This is a genomic window from Pseudomonas sp. GD04058, assembly GCF_029836855.1.
GTDB lineage: Bacteria > Pseudomonadota > Gammaproteobacteria > Pseudomonadales > Pseudomonadaceae > Aquipseudomonas > Aquipseudomonas bharatica.
Window position 1 is genome coordinate 87,158 of sequence record NZ_JAOECN010000020.1, and the last position, 16,673, is coordinate 103,830.

The window sequence follows — 16,673 nt, forward strand, 5'->3', positions numbered from 1 at the left end:
ACTCTCGAGAGCGGCGCGGTCCCTGTGGGAGCTGGCTTGCCAGCGATCGAGGCGCCGCGGTTACCGCTCGAAGCCTTTGCCGAAATGTCCCTCCAGCCGCGCCTGCAACAGCTCCAGCGCCACCGACAGCAACCAGTAGATCAACGCTGCGGTGGTCAGCATCTCCAGGTACCGATAGCTCGAGCGTCCATACGACTGCGCCAGGAACATCACTTCCCACACACCCATCACCGAAATCAGTGACGAATCCTTGAGCATCGAGATGAACTGGTTGGCGCCCGGCGGAATGATGGTGCGCATCGCTTGGGGCAGGGTGATGTGCCAGAAGATGGTCGCCGGCTTCATGCCCAGCGCCAGTGCGGCCTGGCGCTGGCCCGCAGCAACGCCGAGGATGCCGGCGCGGAAGATTTCACTGAGGTAGGCGCCGTAGTTCAACGATAAAGCGATGATCCCGGCACTGATCGCGCCCGGTACCAGGCCGATCTGCGGCAGACCGAGGTAGATCAGCAGGATCTGGATCAGCAGCGGCGTCCCGCGGAAGAACGAGGTGTAGAAGCTCGCTACGCCCAGCAGCACCGCGCTGCTCGACAGGCGCGCCAGTGCAGCGGCGAAGCCCAGCGCTACCGAGCAGACCATCGAGCACAGGCAGAGGAACAGTGTCAGCGCCGCCCCTTGGAGGAAGCCGTTCGGCCCTAGCTTGAAGCCCGCCAGATTTGGAAACTTCTCGACGATGATCGAAAACTTCAGATCAAAACTCAGGAAGAAACCTACGAACACCAGCAGCAGGACCAGCCAGGTCAGGTACAGCCGCGTCCGGAAGCCCGGTAGCGGCAGGCCCGCGCGCGAGGCGGCGGGCTTGGGCGAGGGTTCGTGGGCACTCATTTGCTGATGTCGGCGCCGATCCATTTGTTCGACAGCCTGGCCAGGGTGCCGTCGGCCTTGAGCTGGGCGAAGACTTCGCGAACCTTGGCGTTCCATTCGGCGTCGCCTTTCTCGATGGCGACCGAGTTCGGCTCTTCATACAGCGGCGCACCGGCCAGCTTGAAGCGCTTGTCTTCGTTCAGGCGCGGCTGGGCGGTGACCAGGTTGGTAAGGATGGCATCCAGGCGCACGCCCGCGCCGAGGCCCAGGTCCTGGAAGGCTACGTTGTCGGTGTCGTACGGGGCGATCTGTACCGCATCGAAGGGGTAGTTGATCTTCTGGTCCTCGGCGCCTTCGATCACCAGGTTCTTGTTCAGATAGCTTTCGTAGCTGGAGGCGCTGGTCAGGCCGACCTTGAGGCCGTTCAGGTCCTTGGCCGAGTGGATGCGCTCGTCCTTGGCGTTGACCACGATCACCGCTGGCGAGGCGTAGTATTCGACCGGGAAATCGAACACCTCGGCGCGCGCCTTGCTCGGGGTCATGGAGCAAACGCAGATGTCATAGCGACCGCTCCAACGGCCGGCGGCGATAACGTCCCACGATGGGGTTTCCAGACGCAGTTTCACGCCCAGCTTCTCGGCCACGGCCTTGGCCACGTCCACGTCGAAGCCATCCAGCTGGTTCTGTTCGTTGAGGAAGGAAAACGGTGGATAACTTTCCATCAGCACATTGACCAGTTCCTTGCGGGATTCCACACGGTCCAGGGTGGCACCGGCGAAGGCTTGGGTGGCAGCGGTCAAGGCCAGCAGGCCCGCGCCCAACAGAGAGAAAAGTTGCATGGGAATCACCGGAAAAGTTGTAAGACAAAACGTATCAAGTATTAAATAGTTATAAGTAGGTGGGCACTAATACGTTTTATTTATATTTATAGAAGCGAGTGTTATATGGGCGAAAAGTCGTTGGTCATTCTTGATGGCGGCATGGGCCGGGAACTGGCGCGCCGCGGTGCGCCGTTCCGCCAGCCGGAGTGGTCGGCGCTCGCATTGAGCGAGGCGCCGGAGGCGGTGGTGGCGGTGCATCGGGCGTATATCGATGCCGGTGCGCAGGTGATCACCAGCAACAGCTACGCGGTGGTGCCTTTCCATATTGGTGAAGAGCGGTTCAAGAACGAGGGCCGCGCCCTGGCCAGTACCGCCGGGCAACTGGCCCGCGCGGCGGCTGATGCCGGACCGCAGAAGGTTCGTGTCGCCGGCTCGCTGCCGCCGCTGTTCGGTTCCTATCGCCCGGATCTTTACCAGCCCGAGCGGGTTGGCGAAGTCCTGACTCCGCTGGTCGAAGGCCTGTCCGAGCACGTCGACCTATGGCTGGCGGAAACCCAGAGCGCCATTGCCGAGGTCCAGGCGATCCGTGCCGGCCTGCCGCAGGATGGCAAGCCGTTCTGGGTTTCGTTCACCCTGCAGGACGAGGATGTGGATAACGTACCGCGCCTGCGTTCCGGCGAGCCGGTCAGCGAAGCGGCCGAAGCCGTGGCGGCGCTGGGCGTGCAGACCTTGCTGTTCAACTGCAGCCAACCGGAAGTGATCGGCGATGCCATCGATGCGGCCCTGGCGACCTTCAAGCGCCTGGCTGTGGATATCTCCGTTGGCGCCTATGCCAATGCCTTCCCGCCGCAGCCGAAGGATGCCACTGCCAACGATGGCCTCGACGAGCTTCGCGAAGATCTCGACCCACCGGGCTACCTGCACTGGACGCAGAACTGGCGCCAACGTGGCGCCAGTCTGCTGGGTGGTTGCTGTGGTATCGGCCCGGAGCACATCGAGCTCCTGGCCAAGCAGCTGAAGTAAGCCGCTAGGCTTCGGCGCGACAGGCTTCCAACGTCCTGAGCTGACCCTCGGGGCGCTGGTTGTCGGCGCTCAGCCAGCGTTCATAGGCGGCGGCAATCGCCGGCCATTCGTCATCGGTGATCGAGTACCAGGCCGTATCGCGGTTCTGGTCCTTGACCACCATATGCTTGCGGAACACCCCCTCGTAGGTGAAGCCGAAACGCTCCGCCGCGCGCTTGGAGCGGGCGTTGGCGTTGTTGCATTTCCATTCCAGGCGGCGATTGCCCAGCTCGAACGAGAGCTTGCTCAACAGGTACACCGCCTCGGTGCCCTTGGGCGTGCGCTGCATCGCCGCGCCGAAGGCAATGTGCCCGACCTCGATACGGCCCTGGGCCGGCACGATGGACATCAGGCTGAGAATGCCCTGCACCTGCCCGCTGGCCAGGTCGATCACGCTGTAGAACAGTGGATCGCGACTGGCGGCATTGCCTTCCAGCCATTGATCGAACGGCGCACGTTCGGTGAAAGGACCATAAGGCAGGTAGTCCCACAGCTTGCCGTCGGACTCGCGACCTTGCAGCACCTCCCAGAGATCATCGCCATGCTGGCGCGGATCGAGTTTTTCCAGACGGATAAAGCGGCCGGTCAACGGCTCGGCCTGTGGCTCCCTGGCCGGATGCCAGTTCAGATTGTTGCTCATCGATGCACCTCGGCTTACGGAATCTGCTTGCGGAACTGGATGAAGCCAGGGCGTTCGGCGACCTGCTCGTACAGGGAAATCGCGGTTGCATTGGTTTCGTGTGTCAGCCAGTGGACCTTGGCGCAGCCTGCTTCGGCGGCCTGGGCGTAGACGTGCTCGATCAACTGGCGACCGATACCCAGGCCGCGCTGCGTGCTCTCTACGTACAGGTCCTGCAGGTAGCAGGAGTTTTCCACGGCCCAGTTGGAACGATGGTAGATCCAGTGGACCATGCCCACCGCCTCGCCATCGACCCAGGCCAGGGCGGCGTTGGTCGGCTCGGACGGGTCGAGGAAGCGCTGCCAGGTCACGGCGCTGACCGTGTCGGGCAGGGCGGTTTGGTAGAAGCGCAGGTAGGCTTGCCACAGCGGGTACCAGGCCTCATGGCTGGCGGCGCTGACCGGGAGGATCTGTACGGTTGGCATGTGACACGTTCCTTCAGGGTTGCTGCATCAGGGCAGCGAGGTGGTTGTCCAGCGGATCGGTGCTGGCGGCCAGGCCGCTGCGCACGCCTTCGCGATCGATGGCCGAGCGGTTCTGGCTCAGTTTGCGGTTGCATTGCAGGCGTTCGATAGGGATGGCGAACCCGACAATGGCCTTGAGCATGCCGTCCAGGTAGTCGGCAGGGGCGTCGTCCACCGACCAGGGACGCTCACGGCCCTGCTCGTGGCGGTCGCTGAGGCGGCGGACGATCTCCAGCAATGGTTCTGCATCGTGGATAACTTCCGGTATGCCCCAGGCGTGCACGGCGACGTAGTTCCAGGTTGGTACGGTGCGCGGGTCCTGCGCCTTGCTCGGGTAGAAGCCGGGGCTGACATAGGCATCGGCGCCCGGGAATACCAGCAGCACCTCGGCACCGCTTTCCAGGTCACGCCACTGCTTGTTGCCGCGGGCCATATGGCCATAGAGCGTGCCTTTCGCCCCCGACTGCGGATCCAGCAGCAGCGGCACGTGAGTGGCCTGCAGGCCCTGTTCCCCGTGGGTAATCAATACGGCCAGGCGGGTGTTGCCGATATGGGCGTGCAGGCTTTGCAGATCGTCGTCTCTGAACGCGCTGGGTGTGTACATGAAGAATTTTCCTTGGCGAATGGCTTCATCCTAGGCAGGCTATTGGTTCAGTGTAAGAGCCATTTCAGGTCAGTTTTCTGGGTCCAATCGCCATGAACGAGCCGTCCGTTTCCCTGCCTTTCGATCCCTCGGGCATTGTCCTCGACCGCCGCCAGGGTCTGACCCGCCAGCTTTACCAGGCCCTACGCGCACGGGTGCTGGACGGACGCCTCGGCAGTGGCACGCGCTTGCCGGCGAGCCGTGACATGGCGGCGATCCTCGGTTTGTCGCGCAACAGCGTGGTTCGCGCCTACGACCAGCTCTACGCCGAGGGCTTCATCGAAAGCCGGGTTGGTGATGGAACCTACGTCAGTCAGCTGCCGAAGCTGTCCACGAAAGTATCCACAAAAGTGTCCACAGGGTTATCCCGGGGTTTATCAACAGGGTTATCCACATTTCTTCTGGAAAACACTGGCGATTCATCCAGTAAAGTTATCCACACTGCTCCGATTTTTCGCCTTGAAACCCACCATCTGCCTACGCCAAGAAGCGGTCCGCCCCGGGCATTTCGCGTCGGCGTACCGGCGTTCGATCTATTCCCGTTCGAGGTCTGGGCCAAGCTGCAGGCGGGTTTCTGGCGAAATCCGCAAGCGCAATCGCTCGGTTACGGCGATCCGGCGGGGGAACCGCTGCTTCGGGAACTCATCGCCGCCTACCTGCGGCGTTCGCGGGGGCTTTCCTGCACGCCTGAACAAATTGTGATCACCACCGGAGCGCAGCAGGCGATTAGCCTTTGTGCACAGTTGCTGTTGGAGCCTGGAGTAGGCGTAGCTGTGGAAAACCCGGGGTATCGGGCTGCCGGATGTGCCTTCGGATTGACGGGGGCGACGGTGCACGGTGTTGCGGTGGATAGCGAGGGACTGGATTGCACCGCACTGGCAGCGTTGCAGAACTGCCGGATGGCGTATGTCACGCCGTCGCACCAGTACCCCACCGGGGTGGTGATGAGCCTGGCCCGGCGCCTGGAGTTGCTTGCCTGGGCCGAGCGCAGCGATGGCTGGATCGTCGAGGACGACTACGACGGCGAGTATCGCTACAGCGGCGCGCCTTTGGCGCCGCTAGCGGCACTCGATCGCAGCGGGCGGGTCCTGTATGTCGGCACCTTCAGCAAGGTGGCGTTCCCGGCGTTGCGCCTGGGCTACCTGGTGTTGCCGAAGCAACTGGTGGAACCGTTCTCCCGCGCCAGGGCGCTGATGGTGCGCCATTCGGAGGCAGGTACGCAGGCGGTGATGGCGCAGTTCATGGCCCAGGGGCATTTCCAGCGGCATATCCGGCGCATGCGTCGGGCGGCCTTGAGCCGCCGCAATGCGCTGATCGCGGGCTGGCCTGTGGATATCCCCGGTGTCGGCGCATTGCCGGAAATGGTTGCTGGGCTGCATGTGAAGGTGGATGTGGATACCCCGGAACGGGAGCGCTGGCTGGTGGAAAAGGCGCTGGAGGCAGGGGTGGAGCTGAATGGGTTGGGGGATTACTGGTTGCCGGGGGCTGTGGATAAGACTGCGGGGCTGGTGCTGGGGTTTGCGGCTGTTGGGGAGAGCGGGATTGCCGAGGCTTTGGGCAAGCTTAGGAAGGTGTGGAGGGGGTGAAGATCTTTGGTGTTCTTCAGGGCCCTATCGCTGGCAAGCCAGCTCCCACAGGTCCAGCGGCGCCCGCGGACACTGTGGGAGCAACACAGGAGATCTAGGTCCCGGCCTTGATCTTGGTCCAGGCCCGGGTCCGAGCCCGTTCCGCATCCCTGGCCAAAGGCTGCAACGTGTACAGCCTGGTCATTGCCTCTGCCGTCGGGTACAGGTTCGGGTTGTTGCGGATCGCCGGCGCCACCAGCTCCGTCGCGTCCTTGTTCGGGTTCGGATACCCGACGAAATCACTGATCGGCGCAATCACCTTCGGTTGCAACAGGTAGTTGATGAACGCATGTGCATCCTCGGGATTGGCCGCGCCCTTCGGAATCGCCAGCATGTCGAACCAGATCGGTGCGCCTTCCTTCGGCAGGCGCATATCCACCACCACGCCGTTCTTCGCCTCGATCGCGCGGTTGGCCGCCTGCGAGAAGCTGCCCGAATAGCCCACCGCCACGCAGATATCGCCGTTGGCGATGTCGGCCATGTACTTGGAGGAGTGGAAGTAGGTGATGTACGGGCGGATCTTCAGCATCAGCGCTTCGGCTTTCTTGTAGTCCTCGGGCTTGCTGCTGTTCGGCGACAGGCCCAGGTACTGCAAGGCCAGCGGCATGATTTCCGACGGCGAATCGAGCAGCGCCACGCCGCATTGCTTGAGCTTGGCGATGTTCTCTTCCTTGAAGATCAGGTCCCAGCTGTCCACCGGTGCGTTGTCGCCCAGCGCGGCCTTGACCTTGGCCGGGTTGAAGCCGATCAGCACGGTGCCATACATGTAGGGCACGGCGAACTTGTTGCCCGGGTCGTTGGCTTCGATCAGCTTCATCAAGGCCGGATCCAGGTGCTGCCAGTTCGGCAGCTTGCTGCGATCCAGCGGCTGGAATACCCCGGCTTCGATCTGCTTGGCCAGGAACACGTTGGACGGCACCACCACGTCATACCCGGAGTTGCCGGTTAGCAGCTTGGCTTCCAGGGCCTCGTTGGTGTCGAAGATGTCGTACACCAGCTTGATCTGGCCGTCCTTCTGGAAGTCGGTCAGGGTCTGCGGCGTGATGTAGTCGAACCAGTTGTAGACCCGCAAGGTACGCGGTTCGGCGACAGCCTGGAGGCTGCCGGCGAGCAGGGAGGTACACAGCAGGGGGGCGAGCAGGCGCTTGAGTCGGGTCATGCTTGGGCTTCCTGTTGACTGCGTTCGAAACCTTCGAGAACGTTTACGGCATTGATGCCGATTTCTTCCACCGCGTAGCCGCCTTCCATCACGAACAGGGTCGGCTTGCCCAGGCGCGCGATACGCTCGCCCATGGCCAGGTAGTCGGGGCTGTCGAGCTTGAACTGGGAGATCGGGTCGTCCTTGAAGGTGTCGACGCCGAGGGACACGATCACCACGTCCGGGGCGTAGGCATCGATCCGCGCACAGGCCTGGTCGAGGGCGGCGCTCCAGGTGGCCCAGTCGCTGCCGGCGGGCAGCGGGTAGTTGACGTTGTAGCCCTCGCCATCGCCTTCGCCGTGTTCGTCGGCATAGCCGAGGAAGAACGGGAATTCCGCCTGCGGATCGCCGTGGATCGAGGCGAAGAACACGTCGCTGCGCGTATAGAAGATTTCCTGGGTGCCGTTGCCATGGTGGTAGTCGACATCGAGGATCGCCACGCGCTGGTGGCCCTGGTCGAGGAAGGCCTGGGCGGCAATCGCGGCGTTGTTCAGGTAGCAATAGCCGCCCATCACGTCGCTGGCGGCGTGGTGCCCTGGCGGACGGCAAAGGGCGAAGGCGCTATGGGCACCGGCCTGGATCGCGGCCTGGCCGGTCAGGGCGACCTGCGCTGCGCTGTAGGCTGCCTGCCAGGTGCCAGCGGTGATCGGTGCGCCGGCATCGAAGCTGTAGTAGCCGAGTTCGCCCAGCAGGCTGGTGGGTTTGACCGAGCGCAGGGTACGGGCCGGCCAGGTGAACGGCAGCAGGTCGCCGTCGCGCTCCAGTTCGGCCCAGCGCGCCCAGGCGCCCTCGAAGAAATTCAGGTAATCGGCGCTGTGCACCCGTTGCAGCGGGGCGCGGCCGAAATCGGTCGGGCCGCTGATGGGACCAAGGTTGCGTGCCTTGACCCGCTCAAGGACGTGGTCGGCGCGCGACGGCATTTCGAAGCAGGGCATGAGTTGCCCGTCGATCAGCTCGCAGCGGCCGTGGTGCAGGCGGTGGTCATCGGAATAGATCGTCAGCATTTGTTGTTCTCCGGAGCACTGGCGTTGATTCCCGGATGGTGCGGTGCAAAGCGGTGAGGCTGAACGGTGGAAGTGGCCAAAAGGGGATCGATATGGCCAAGGCCTGGTGGCCAGGCTTGATTCGGTGGTGCTCCCAATCGCTGGCAAGCCAGCTCCCACAGGTACTGCATACACCGGATCTGTGGGAGCTGGCGTTGCCAGCGATGAGGCTGGTTCAGGCCCTGAAATGGCTGGGGGCGACCCCGCTCCAGCGCATGAACGCATGCCGGAAACTCGCTGTTTCACTGAAACCCAGCACCTCGGCGATCCGGTAGATCGGCATCTGCCCTTCACCGAGCAAATGCTTGGCCCGTTCGAAGCGTAGCTCGTCCAGCAGTTGCTGGTAGCTGCTGCCCATCTCGCCGAGGTGGCGGCGCAAGGTGCGCGACGAGCAGTTCATCTGTCGCGCCAGGCCCTCCAGCCCCGGGGGTGCGCCCAGCTGATCGGCGAGCAACTGGCGGATCCGCCCGAGCCAGGCCTGGCGTCCGGTGAATTCCAGGTTCAGCTGCCGGCAACGCTCGCTCATGGTTCCGTGGGTTACCTGGTCTGCCAGCGGCAATGGCTGCTCAAGCCAGTTGCGATCGAATGCGAAGGCGTTGTCCACGGCATCGAAGTGCAGCGGGCAAGTGAAGGTTTCCCCGTACTGCTGGCGATAGTCCGGCTCACCATGGGCGAAACGTGCGGCGAGCAGCGGCAGGGGCTTGCCCAGCAGGTCATCGCAGATCACCTTCAGCGAAACCAGGCAGAACTCTGCATTGAACGCCGCCAGTTCCGGCTCCTCGCGGTAATCGCTGGCGCTGAACCAGACGCGTTCGCCTTCCTCGACCAGGCGCAGGCGGAAAAGTGTTCCCAGCAGCGCGGGGTAGCGCAGCGCCAGGCGCAAAGCGTCACCCAAAGTGGCACTGGACAGCAGGGCATAACCGAGCATGCCGTAGGACGAAACATGCATGCGCCGCCCGAGTTCCAGGCCGATATCCCGGCGCCGGGCCACCGCATTGGCGCACACCTGCATTTCCTGGCGCGTGGTGATGCGCGAGTCGGCACGGCCAAGGTCGGCGGTGCTGATACCGCTGCCCTGGAGCAGGGCTTCGTCGCGGAAGGTCTGCACGACCAGGGATACCGCGTGCAGCGTGGTCAGGTGGGAGTGCAGCATGCTCGGTTACCGGGCTGGTGGACTGTGCGCAAAACGAGCAATTTGCATGCCTTTACACCAGGTCCAGTTCCATCAGGCGGCGCACTTCCTCGAACGGCAGGCCGCTGCCCAGCAACCATTGCAGCTTGCCGAAAGCCGCTTCGCGGGTGAGCCCGCCACCCGATAGCACGCCGGCCTGGCGCAGGCGGCTGCCGGCCGCATAGATATCCAACTCGACACCACCTTCATGGCATTGGCTGATCGCCACCACCACGAGTTCACGGGAATGGGCCTGTTCGAGAGCGTGGATAAAGTCCTGGTCGTCGCTTGGCCCCGTACCGCTGCCGTAGCATTCCACAATCAGGCCTTGGGCGCCGCTGTGGATAACTGCCCGCAGCAGATCCGCGGAAATCCCCGGGACCAAGGGAAGCACGGCGATATCCACAGGCTGCCGTGGCTGGCGGTAGCTCAATGCGGCGGGCAAGGTGGAAGCGGTAGTGATCAGGCCATTGCGCTTGAGCGCCACGAACGGGTTTCGCCCATAGCTGCGCACTTTGGTGGTGCGCTGGGGTGGCAGCAACTCGCCATGGAAGAACAGTTGCACGCCGGCCGGCTGTCCATCGGTCAGGGCTTGCAGGGCGCCGGTGAGGTTTTCCCAGGCATCGCTGTACTGCACACCGGCCGGCAGCATCGAGCCGGTGAACAGGACCGGCGTTTCCAGCCCGAGCAGCTGGAAGCTCATGGCCGCCGCGCTGTAGGCCAGGGTATCGGTGCCGTGCAGGACCAATACGGCATCGCAGCCGCCATCCACGGCATCGATGACGGCATCGCGCAGGCGCAGCCAGTAATGAGGCGTCATGTTGGCGCTGTCGATCAGTGGCGCCATTTCCCGGAAACGCCAGGGCGCCAGGTCCGTCCTTGTGGATAACTCCTCACGCATGCGCTGCTCGAAACCGGATGCGGGGGCCAGGCCGTCGGCACTGGCCTGCATGCCGATGGTGCCACCGGTGTACAGCACCATGATGCTGCGGGCGGGACGGGGGGACGCCGGATTCATGCGCCATTCTCCATGGTCGGTCTTGTTCGTAGCCGGGCACGTTACGACATCCGGGGCGTTTCTGTCAGGCATAAAAAAAGGGCCCGGGGTGTAAGCCCTGGGCCCTCAAAGGTGAGAGGTGTCTAGTCCCTCGACCTGGTGAGACGGTTGGTGCGTGGGGTTACGCCTTCAGCGGAACCAGACGCGGAGCGATCATGTTTTCCGGACGCAGGATGTCGTTGAGCATCGCTTCGTCCAGCAGCTGTTCCTCGCGCACCAGTTCCAGCACGCCGCGGCCGGTTTCCAGGGCGACGCGGGCGATACGGGTGGCGTTTTCATAGCCGATGTACGGGTTCAGGGCGGTGACCAGGCCGATCGAGTGTTCGACCAGTTCGCGGCAGCGCTGTTCGTTGGCGGTGATGCCGACGATGCAGTGCTCGCGCAGCATGTCCATGGCGCGCTGCAGCAGGCGGATGGAGTCGAAGATCTTGTAGGCGATCAGCGGTTCCATGACGTTCAGCTGCAGTTGGCCGCCTTCGGCAGCGACGGTCAGGGCCAGGTCGTTGCCCATGATGGCGAAGGCCACCTGGTTCACCGCTTCCGGGATAACCGGGTTGACCTTGCCTGGCATGATCGAGCTGCCTGGCTGGCGCGCCGGCAGGTTGATCTCGTTGATGCCGGTACGCGGGCCGCTGGACAGCAGGCGCAGGTCGTTGCAGATCTTCGACAGCTTGACCGCGGTGCGCTTCAACATGCCGGAGAACAGGACGAAGGCGCCCATGTCCGAGGTGGCTTCGATCAGGTCGGCAGCCGGAACCAGCGGCTGGCCGCTGATGGTGGCCAGGCGCTGTACGGCCAGGGCCTGGTAGCCCGGGTCGGCGTTGATGCCGGTACCGATGGCGGTACCGCCCAGGTTCACTTCGGTCAGCACTTCCGGCGCCAGGGTGCGCAGGCGGTTCAGGTCTTCGGTCAGCGTAGTGGCGAAGGCACGGAATTCCTGGCCCAGGGTCATAGGTACCGCGTCCTGCAACTGGGTACGGCCCATCTTCAGTACGTGGTTGAACTCTTCACCCTTGGCCGCGAAGGCCTGGATCAGGCTGTCGAGGCTGGCCAGCAGGGCATCGTGACCGAGCAGCAGACCCAGGCGGATCGCGGTCGGGTAGGCGTCGTTGGTCGACTGCGCCATGTTCACGTCGTTGTTCGGATGCAGGTACTTGTACTCGCCCTTCTGGTGGCCCATGACCTCCAGCGCGATGTTGGCGATCACTTCGTTGGCGTTCATGTTGGTCGAAGTGCCAGCACCGCCCTGGATCATGTCCACCACGAACTGCTCGTGGAAGTCGCCACGGATCAGACGGGCGCAGGCCTCGCTGATGGCGGCGTGCTTGGCATCGCTCAGGTGACCCAGCTCACGGTTGGCGTCGGCAGCGGCCTGCTTGACCATGGCCAGGGCCACGACCAGCTTCGGGTAGTGCGACAGCGGAACACCGGACAGATGGAAGTTGTTGGCAGCGCGCAGGGTCTGGATGCCGTAGTAGGCGTCGGCAGGGACTTCCAGGGTGCCAAGCAGGTCTTTTTCAATGCGGAACGATGCAGCAGCGGACATGATGGATATCATCTCGAATTAACCCGGCACATGCCGGAATGGCGCTAATCCTAGGGGCGAGCCCCCTTTTGCGGCCAATGCTGTTGCACGCTAACCTATGCACAAACGGCATAACGCCCCATGTGACGTTTTGTCGAGATCGAGCGTGTTCCATTTTGGTGCATGCTTTCGGAGAGAGTTTCATGAACCTTGAAAGCAAATGGCTGGAAGACTTCAGTGCGCTGGCCGCTACCCGCAGCTTTTCCCAGGCCGCCGAGCGCCGTTTCGTCACCCAGCCGGCGTTCAGCCGGCGGATCCGCAGCCTTGAGGCGGCGCTCGGGCTGACCCTGGTCAACCGCTCGCGCACGCCCATAGAGCTCACCGCCGCTGGGCAGTTGTTCCTCGTTACGGCACGTACCGTTGTCGACCAGTTGAGCGAAGTTCTCCGCCATTTGCATCATCTTGAAGGGGGGCAGGGTGAGGTCATCCAGGTGGCTGCCGCGCATTCCCTGGCCCTGGGTTTCTTCCCGCGCTGGATCGCCCAGTTGCGCAACGACGGGCTGAATATCGCCACGCGCCTGGTCGCCACCAACGTCGGCGATGCCGTGCATGCCCTGCGCGAAGGCGGCTGCGACCTGATGCTGGCGTTCTACGATCCGGATGCGGCGCTGCAGATGGACGCGGAGATCTTCCCGTCCCTGCATATGGGCCACACCGAGATGTTGCCGGTGTGCGCCGCCGGGCCCGACGGCAAGCCCTTGTTCGATCTTGAAGGCGAGGGCAGCGTGCCGTTGCTGGCGTACAGTGCCGGCGCGTTCCTCGGCCGCTCGGTGAACCTGCTGCTGCGCCAGCGCAACCTGCGTTTCACCACGGTCTACGAGACGGCCATGGCCGATAGCCTGAAGAGCATGGCCCTGGAAGGCCTGGGGATCGCCTGGGTCCCGCGCTTGTCGGCACGAGCCGAGCTGGAGCGAGGTGAGCTGGTGATCTGCGGCGGTCCCCAGTGGCATGTGCCACTGGAGATCCGCCTCTATCGATGTGCCTTGGTGCGCAAGGCCAACGTGCGGTTACTTTGGCGCAAGCTGGAGTCGGGCTTGCAGGAGCAGGCACCGGTCAGTTCCCCGAACGCCTGAGGTAGCGGGCGATGTTGGCGCGGTTTTCCTCGGAATAGCGGTAGCAGTTGGAGCGCACGTTCAGACGGGTTGGGAACATGTAGGTTTCGCAGAACCAACCGTTGAAATTGACTTCGGCCGCCTCGTGGGTGGCGCTGAGCGTATGGCCCAGCTCGTGGCCAGGGGTGGCGTAGGAGTGTATCGAAGCGATCGCGGCGTGGCCGGTCTGGTGGGCCAGGCCCAGGGTTTCGTTGCCGGGATCCAGCGGCAGGCGGGTCAGCAGCAGGTACTTGTTGTGCAGGACGCCGCCTGCCGCGTTCTGTTGCCGGCGCCATGTCCAGGCGGCATCGGACCAGGCCGCGAGGGACTGGGAGGGATCGTCGGCGTGATAGTCGAGGTCGGTCAGGCCGGGAACGTTGCGCTGAAAACGGATTTGCACGGGCAGATCGGTGATTTCGCGCATCTCTGCCAGCCAGGGTGCGAAATAGTCCAGCCGGAGCTGTTCGTTGGAAATGTCCACCAGTTCATCATGGGGAAACACCCAGACGGTCAACGCGCTGTCGGCATTGACGAAGGCGGCGTGGTACAGGGCGGCGAAGGCCAGGGGCAGGGTGGTACGTATTCGTTTGCGCATAAGGACATCCTTGGCGTTTGGGGGTAGTGCGCCTCGACAGTAGTCCCCAAGGCTGGTGCCCGAGCATCTGGAAGTCTCTCAGCGGGCCATCGCCCGACCTTACCAACGGGGCTGGGCGGCTTTGCCCCGACTGCGCTATAATCCCGCGCCTTCGGCCGACCCGGTCGATTCAGAATCCGTATGACGAGCCACGCCGGTCTTCCCGCGTGGCTCGTTGCTTTTGGCGCGTCACAAGACGCTTGCAGGAGAGACTCGACGATGAGTGCACTGGTTGGCGTGATCATGGGCTCCAAGTCCGATTGGTCCACCCTTAGCCACACCGCCGATATGCTGGAAAAACTCGGCATTCCCTACGAAGTGAAGGTGGTTTCCGCCCACCGCACCCCGGACTTGCTGTTCCAGTACGCCGAAGAGGCGGAAGGTCGCGGGATCGAGGTGATCATCGCCGGAGCCGGTGGCGCTGCACACCTGCCGGGCATGTGCGCGGCCAAGACCCACCTGCCGGTGCTGGGCGTGCCGGTGCAGTCGTCGATGCTGTCCGGTGTCGACTCGCTGCTGTCCATCGTGCAGATGCCCGCCGGCATCCCGGTTGCCACCCTGGCGATCGGCAAGGCCGGTGCGATCAACGCGGCATTGCTCTCGGCGAGCATCCTCGGTGCCAAGCATCCGCAATTCCACACTGTGCTGAAGCAGTTCCGCGCAGAACAGACAGACAGCGTTCTGGACAATCCAGACCCGCGCCAGGCCTGAGGTCGCTGCCATGAAGATCGGTGTAATCGGTGGCGGCCAGCTCGGCCGCATGCTGGCCCTGGCGGGCACTCCGCTGGGCATGAACTTCGCCTTCCTCGACCCCGCGCCGGACGCCTGCGCCGCGCCGCTGGGCGAGCACCTGCGTGCCGACTACGGCGACCAGGACCACCTGCGCCAGCTGGCCGATGAAGTCGATCTGGTGACCTTCGAGTTCGAAAGCGTGCCGGCGGAAACGGTCGCCTTCCTCTCGCAGTTCGTCCCGGTCTACCCGAGTGCCGAAGCCCTGCGCATCGCCCGTGACCGCTGGTTCGAAAAGAGCATGTTCAAGGACCTGGGCATCCCGACCCCGGCCTTCGCCGATATCCAGTCGCAAGCCGACCTGGACGCCGCCGTGGCCAGCATCGGCCTGCCGGCCGTGCTGAAAACCCGCACCCTGGGCTACGACGGCAAGGGCCAGAAGGTCCTGCGCAGCGCCGCCGATGTGGTCAACACCTTCGCCGAGCTGGGCAGCGTGCCGTGCCTGCTGGAAGGCTTCGTGCCGTTCACCGGTGAAGTCTCGCTGGTCGCCGTGCGTGCCCGCGATGGTGAAACCCGCTTCTACCCGCTGGTGCACAACACCCACGAGAGCGGCATCCTGCGCCTGTCGATCGCCAGCAGCGAACACCCGCTGCAGGCGCTGGCCGAGGACTACGCAGGGCGTGTGCTGGAGAAGCTGGACTACGTCGGCGTGCTGGCCTTCGAGTTCTTCGAGGTCGATGGCGGCCTGAAGGCCAACGAGATCGCTCCGCGGGTGCACAACTCCGGGCACTGGACCATCGAAGGTGCCGAGTGCAGCCAGTTCGAGAACCACCTGCGCGCCGTGGCCGGCCTGCCGCTGGGCTCGACCGCCAAGGTCGGCGAAAGCGCCATGCTGAACTTCATCGGTGAAGTGCCGGCGGTGGACAAGGTCGTCGCCATCGACGATTGCCACCTGCATCACTACGGCAAGGCCTTCAAGGCCGGGCGCAAGGTCGGTCATGCCACCCTGCGCTGCGCCGACATGACCACGCTGGAGCAGAAGATCCAGCAGGTCGAAGCCCTGATCACGGGTTGAACCTCTCCCGCCCGGCAGCCCTCTGATGGCAGGACACCGAAGCGCTGACTAGGCTTTTGGTGGTGGACTCACTCAGAGGGATTGCCATGGGAATCATCGGAACCATCTTCATCGGCCTGATCGTCGGACTCGTCGCGCGCTTCCTCAAGCCCGGCGATGACAGCATGGGCTGGATCATGACCATTCTGCTCGGCATCGGCGGCTCGCTCGCGGCGACCTACGGTGGCCAGGCCCTGGGCATCTACCAGGCGGGTGAGGCGGCCGGTTTCATCGGCGCGGTGGTGGGCGCGATCATCCTGCTGGTGATCTACGGCCTGATCAAAAGAAACTGATTGCGGGATAGAATGCTCGGCAACTTTTCCTACGGTTGCCGAGCTTTTTCATGCGCGCGCTTTTCCTGATCCCATTGCTGTTGTGCAGCACCCTTGCCCGGGCCGAACTGCCTGAAACCGACTGGCTGGAGCTGATGCCCAGGTCAGACCAGAAAGCCCTGGAAGAAATGCCCGAGATCGACCACAACTCGCCCGAGGCCCAGGGCACCTTCACCGCCAAGGGCGGCCTGAAGCAGAGCAAGGGGCTGCCTGCGGTGATGTACTCGACCAAGACCGTGCCCGGCATGAACGGCAAGTCCATCCGTTTGGGTGGCTATCCGGTACCGCTGGAGGCCGATGCCAAGGGCAACAGCACCCTGTTCTTCCTCGTGCCTTACCCGGGCGCCTGCATCCACGTGCCGCCGCCGCCGCCGAACCAGCTGGTGCTGGTGCGTTATCCGAAAGGTGTGAAGCTGGCGGATATCTACACGCCACTGTGGGTCAGCGGGACCTTGAAGGTCGAGAAGGTCAGCAATGACCTGGCGGATGCGGCCTATGCCATGGATGCGGCGAAGGTGCGGGTTGTGGAGGACTCAGACCTGTAGAGCTTTCAGTAGCCCATTG

General features: G+C 63.6%; 18 protein-coding genes. 7 read left to right on the plus strand and 11 right to left on the minus strand.

Annotated features, from left to right (window positions below; genetic code table 11):
* Window positions 1–60 precede the first annotated feature (60 nt).
* Together N7650_RS17290 and N7650_RS17295 are read right to left on the minus strand one after the other, a co-directional pair.
* Window positions 61–882: an amino acid ABC transporter permease gene (locus N7650_RS17290; RefSeq protein WP_279899260.1), complete on the minus strand. Its 822-nt coding sequence runs from the start codon at window positions 880–882 to the stop codon at window positions 61–63.
* On the minus strand, window positions 879–1,700 hold the full coding sequence (locus tag N7650_RS17295) for an ABC transporter substrate-binding protein (RefSeq protein ID WP_279899262.1): 822 nt from the start codon (window positions 1,698–1,700) through the stop codon (window positions 879–881). The genes N7650_RS17290 and N7650_RS17295 overlap by 4 nt, the downstream gene beginning before the upstream one ends.
* 105 nt (window positions 1,701–1,805) lie before the next feature.
* Here N7650_RS17295 and N7650_RS17300 point away from each other — a divergent pair, with 105 nt between their 5' ends.
* Window positions 1,806–2,705 carry a homocysteine S-methyltransferase family protein gene (locus N7650_RS17300; protein ID WP_064302185.1) on the plus strand — a complete coding sequence of 300 codons (900 nt, stop codon included), beginning with the start codon at window positions 1,806–1,808 and terminating at the stop codon, window positions 2,703–2,705.
* A 4-nt stretch (window positions 2,706–2,709) separates the two neighbouring features.
* Here N7650_RS17300 and N7650_RS17305 read toward each other — a convergent pair whose 3' ends face one another.
* The 3 genes from N7650_RS17305 to N7650_RS17315 are packed head-to-tail and all read right to left on the minus strand — an operon-like array spanning window position 2,710 to window position 4,491.
* Complete coding sequence (locus N7650_RS17305; protein WP_009402459.1) at window positions 2,710–3,384, minus strand: GNAT family protein; 675 nt, start codon at window positions 3,382–3,384, stop codon at window positions 2,710–2,712.
* Between the two features lie 14 nt (window positions 3,385–3,398).
* The gene (locus N7650_RS17310) at window positions 3,399–3,848 is read right to left on the minus strand and encodes a GNAT family N-acetyltransferase (RefSeq protein WP_279899264.1); all 450 of its coding nucleotides are present in this window, start codon (window positions 3,846–3,848) and stop codon (window positions 3,399–3,401) included.
* A 13-nt stretch (window positions 3,849–3,861) separates the two neighbouring features.
* Window positions 3,862–4,491: an FMN-binding negative transcriptional regulator gene (locus N7650_RS17315; protein WP_279899265.1), complete on the minus strand. Its 630-nt coding sequence runs from the start codon at window positions 4,489–4,491 to the stop codon at window positions 3,862–3,864.
* A 92-nt stretch (window positions 4,492–4,583) separates the two neighbouring features.
* On the opposite strand from N7650_RS17315, the gene N7650_RS17320 reads away from it, so the two are divergent.
* Window positions 4,584–6,116, plus strand: coding sequence for a PLP-dependent aminotransferase family protein (locus N7650_RS17320; RefSeq protein WP_279899267.1), 1,533 nt, complete (start codon window positions 4,584–4,586; stop codon window positions 6,114–6,116).
* 94 nt (window positions 6,117–6,210) lie between these two features.
* Here the strand turns inward: N7650_RS17320 and N7650_RS17325 are convergent, their stop codons facing one another.
* The 5 genes from N7650_RS17325 to aspA all read right to left on the minus strand — a co-directional run bounded on the left by N7650_RS17325 (window position 6,211) and on the right by aspA (window position 12,170).
* Window positions 6,211–7,314, minus strand: a complete 1,104-nt coding sequence (locus N7650_RS17325) for a polyamine ABC transporter substrate-binding protein (RefSeq protein WP_279899268.1) — start codon at window positions 7,312–7,314, stop codon at window positions 6,211–6,213.
* On the minus strand, window positions 7,311–8,357 hold the full coding sequence (locus N7650_RS17330; protein ID WP_279899270.1) for a histone deacetylase family protein: 1,047 nt from the start codon (window positions 8,355–8,357) through the stop codon (window positions 7,311–7,313). Before N7650_RS17330 ends, N7650_RS17325 begins: the two co-directional genes overlap by 4 nt.
* Before the next feature lie 214 nt (window positions 8,358–8,571).
* A complete protein-coding gene (locus N7650_RS17335) occupies window positions 8,572–9,549 on the minus strand; it encodes an AraC family transcriptional regulator (protein ID WP_279899272.1) in 978 nt (325 codons plus the stop codon).
* Window positions 9,550–9,601: 52 nt separating this feature from the next.
* The gene (locus N7650_RS17340; RefSeq protein WP_279899273.1) at window positions 9,602–10,585 is read right to left on the minus strand and encodes an asparaginase; all 984 of its coding nucleotides are present in this window, start codon (window positions 10,583–10,585) and stop codon (window positions 9,602–9,604) included.
* A 160-nt stretch (window positions 10,586–10,745) separates the two neighbouring features.
* Window positions 10,746–12,170 carry an aspartate ammonia-lyase gene (gene aspA / locus N7650_RS17345; protein ID WP_009402447.1) on the minus strand — a complete coding sequence of 475 codons (1,425 nt, stop codon included), beginning with the start codon at window positions 12,168–12,170 and terminating at the stop codon, window positions 10,746–10,748.
* Window positions 12,171–12,352: 182 nt separating this feature from the next.
* Between aspA and N7650_RS17350 the strand changes: the two genes are divergently transcribed.
* Window positions 12,353–13,282 (plus strand): LysR substrate-binding domain-containing protein, encoded by a 930-nt coding sequence (locus N7650_RS17350; RefSeq protein ID WP_279899274.1) that lies wholly within the window; start codon window positions 12,353–12,355, stop codon window positions 13,280–13,282.
* On the opposite strand, the gene N7650_RS17355 is transcribed toward N7650_RS17350, so the two are convergent.
* The gene (locus tag N7650_RS17355; protein ID WP_009402442.1) at window positions 13,263–13,895 is read right to left on the minus strand and encodes a hypothetical protein; all 633 of its coding nucleotides are present in this window, start codon (window positions 13,893–13,895) and stop codon (window positions 13,263–13,265) included. The genes N7650_RS17350 and N7650_RS17355 overlap by 20 nt on opposite strands.
* A 258-nt stretch (window positions 13,896–14,153) precedes the next feature.
* Between N7650_RS17355 and purE the strand changes: the two genes are divergently transcribed.
* From purE to N7650_RS17375, 4 genes are all read left to right on the plus strand, one after another.
* On the plus strand, window positions 14,154–14,645 hold the full coding sequence (purE, locus tag N7650_RS17360) for a 5-(carboxyamino)imidazole ribonucleotide mutase (protein WP_009402441.1): 492 nt from the start codon (window positions 14,154–14,156) through the stop codon (window positions 14,643–14,645).
* A gap of 10 nt (window positions 14,646–14,655) precedes the next feature.
* A complete protein-coding gene (locus N7650_RS17365) occupies window positions 14,656–15,738 on the plus strand; it encodes a 5-(carboxyamino)imidazole ribonucleotide synthase (protein WP_279899275.1) in 1,083 nt (360 codons plus the stop codon).
* A gap of 86 nt (window positions 15,739–15,824) precedes the next feature.
* A complete protein-coding gene (locus N7650_RS17370) occupies window positions 15,825–16,070 on the plus strand; it encodes a GlsB/YeaQ/YmgE family stress response membrane protein (RefSeq protein ID WP_009402432.1) in 246 nt (81 codons plus the stop codon).
* 50 nt (window positions 16,071–16,120) lie between these two features.
* Complete coding sequence (locus tag N7650_RS17375) at window positions 16,121–16,654, plus strand: DUF3299 domain-containing protein (RefSeq protein ID WP_279899276.1); 534 nt, start codon at window positions 16,121–16,123, stop codon at window positions 16,652–16,654.
* Window positions 16,655–16,673: the final 19 nt, after the last annotated feature.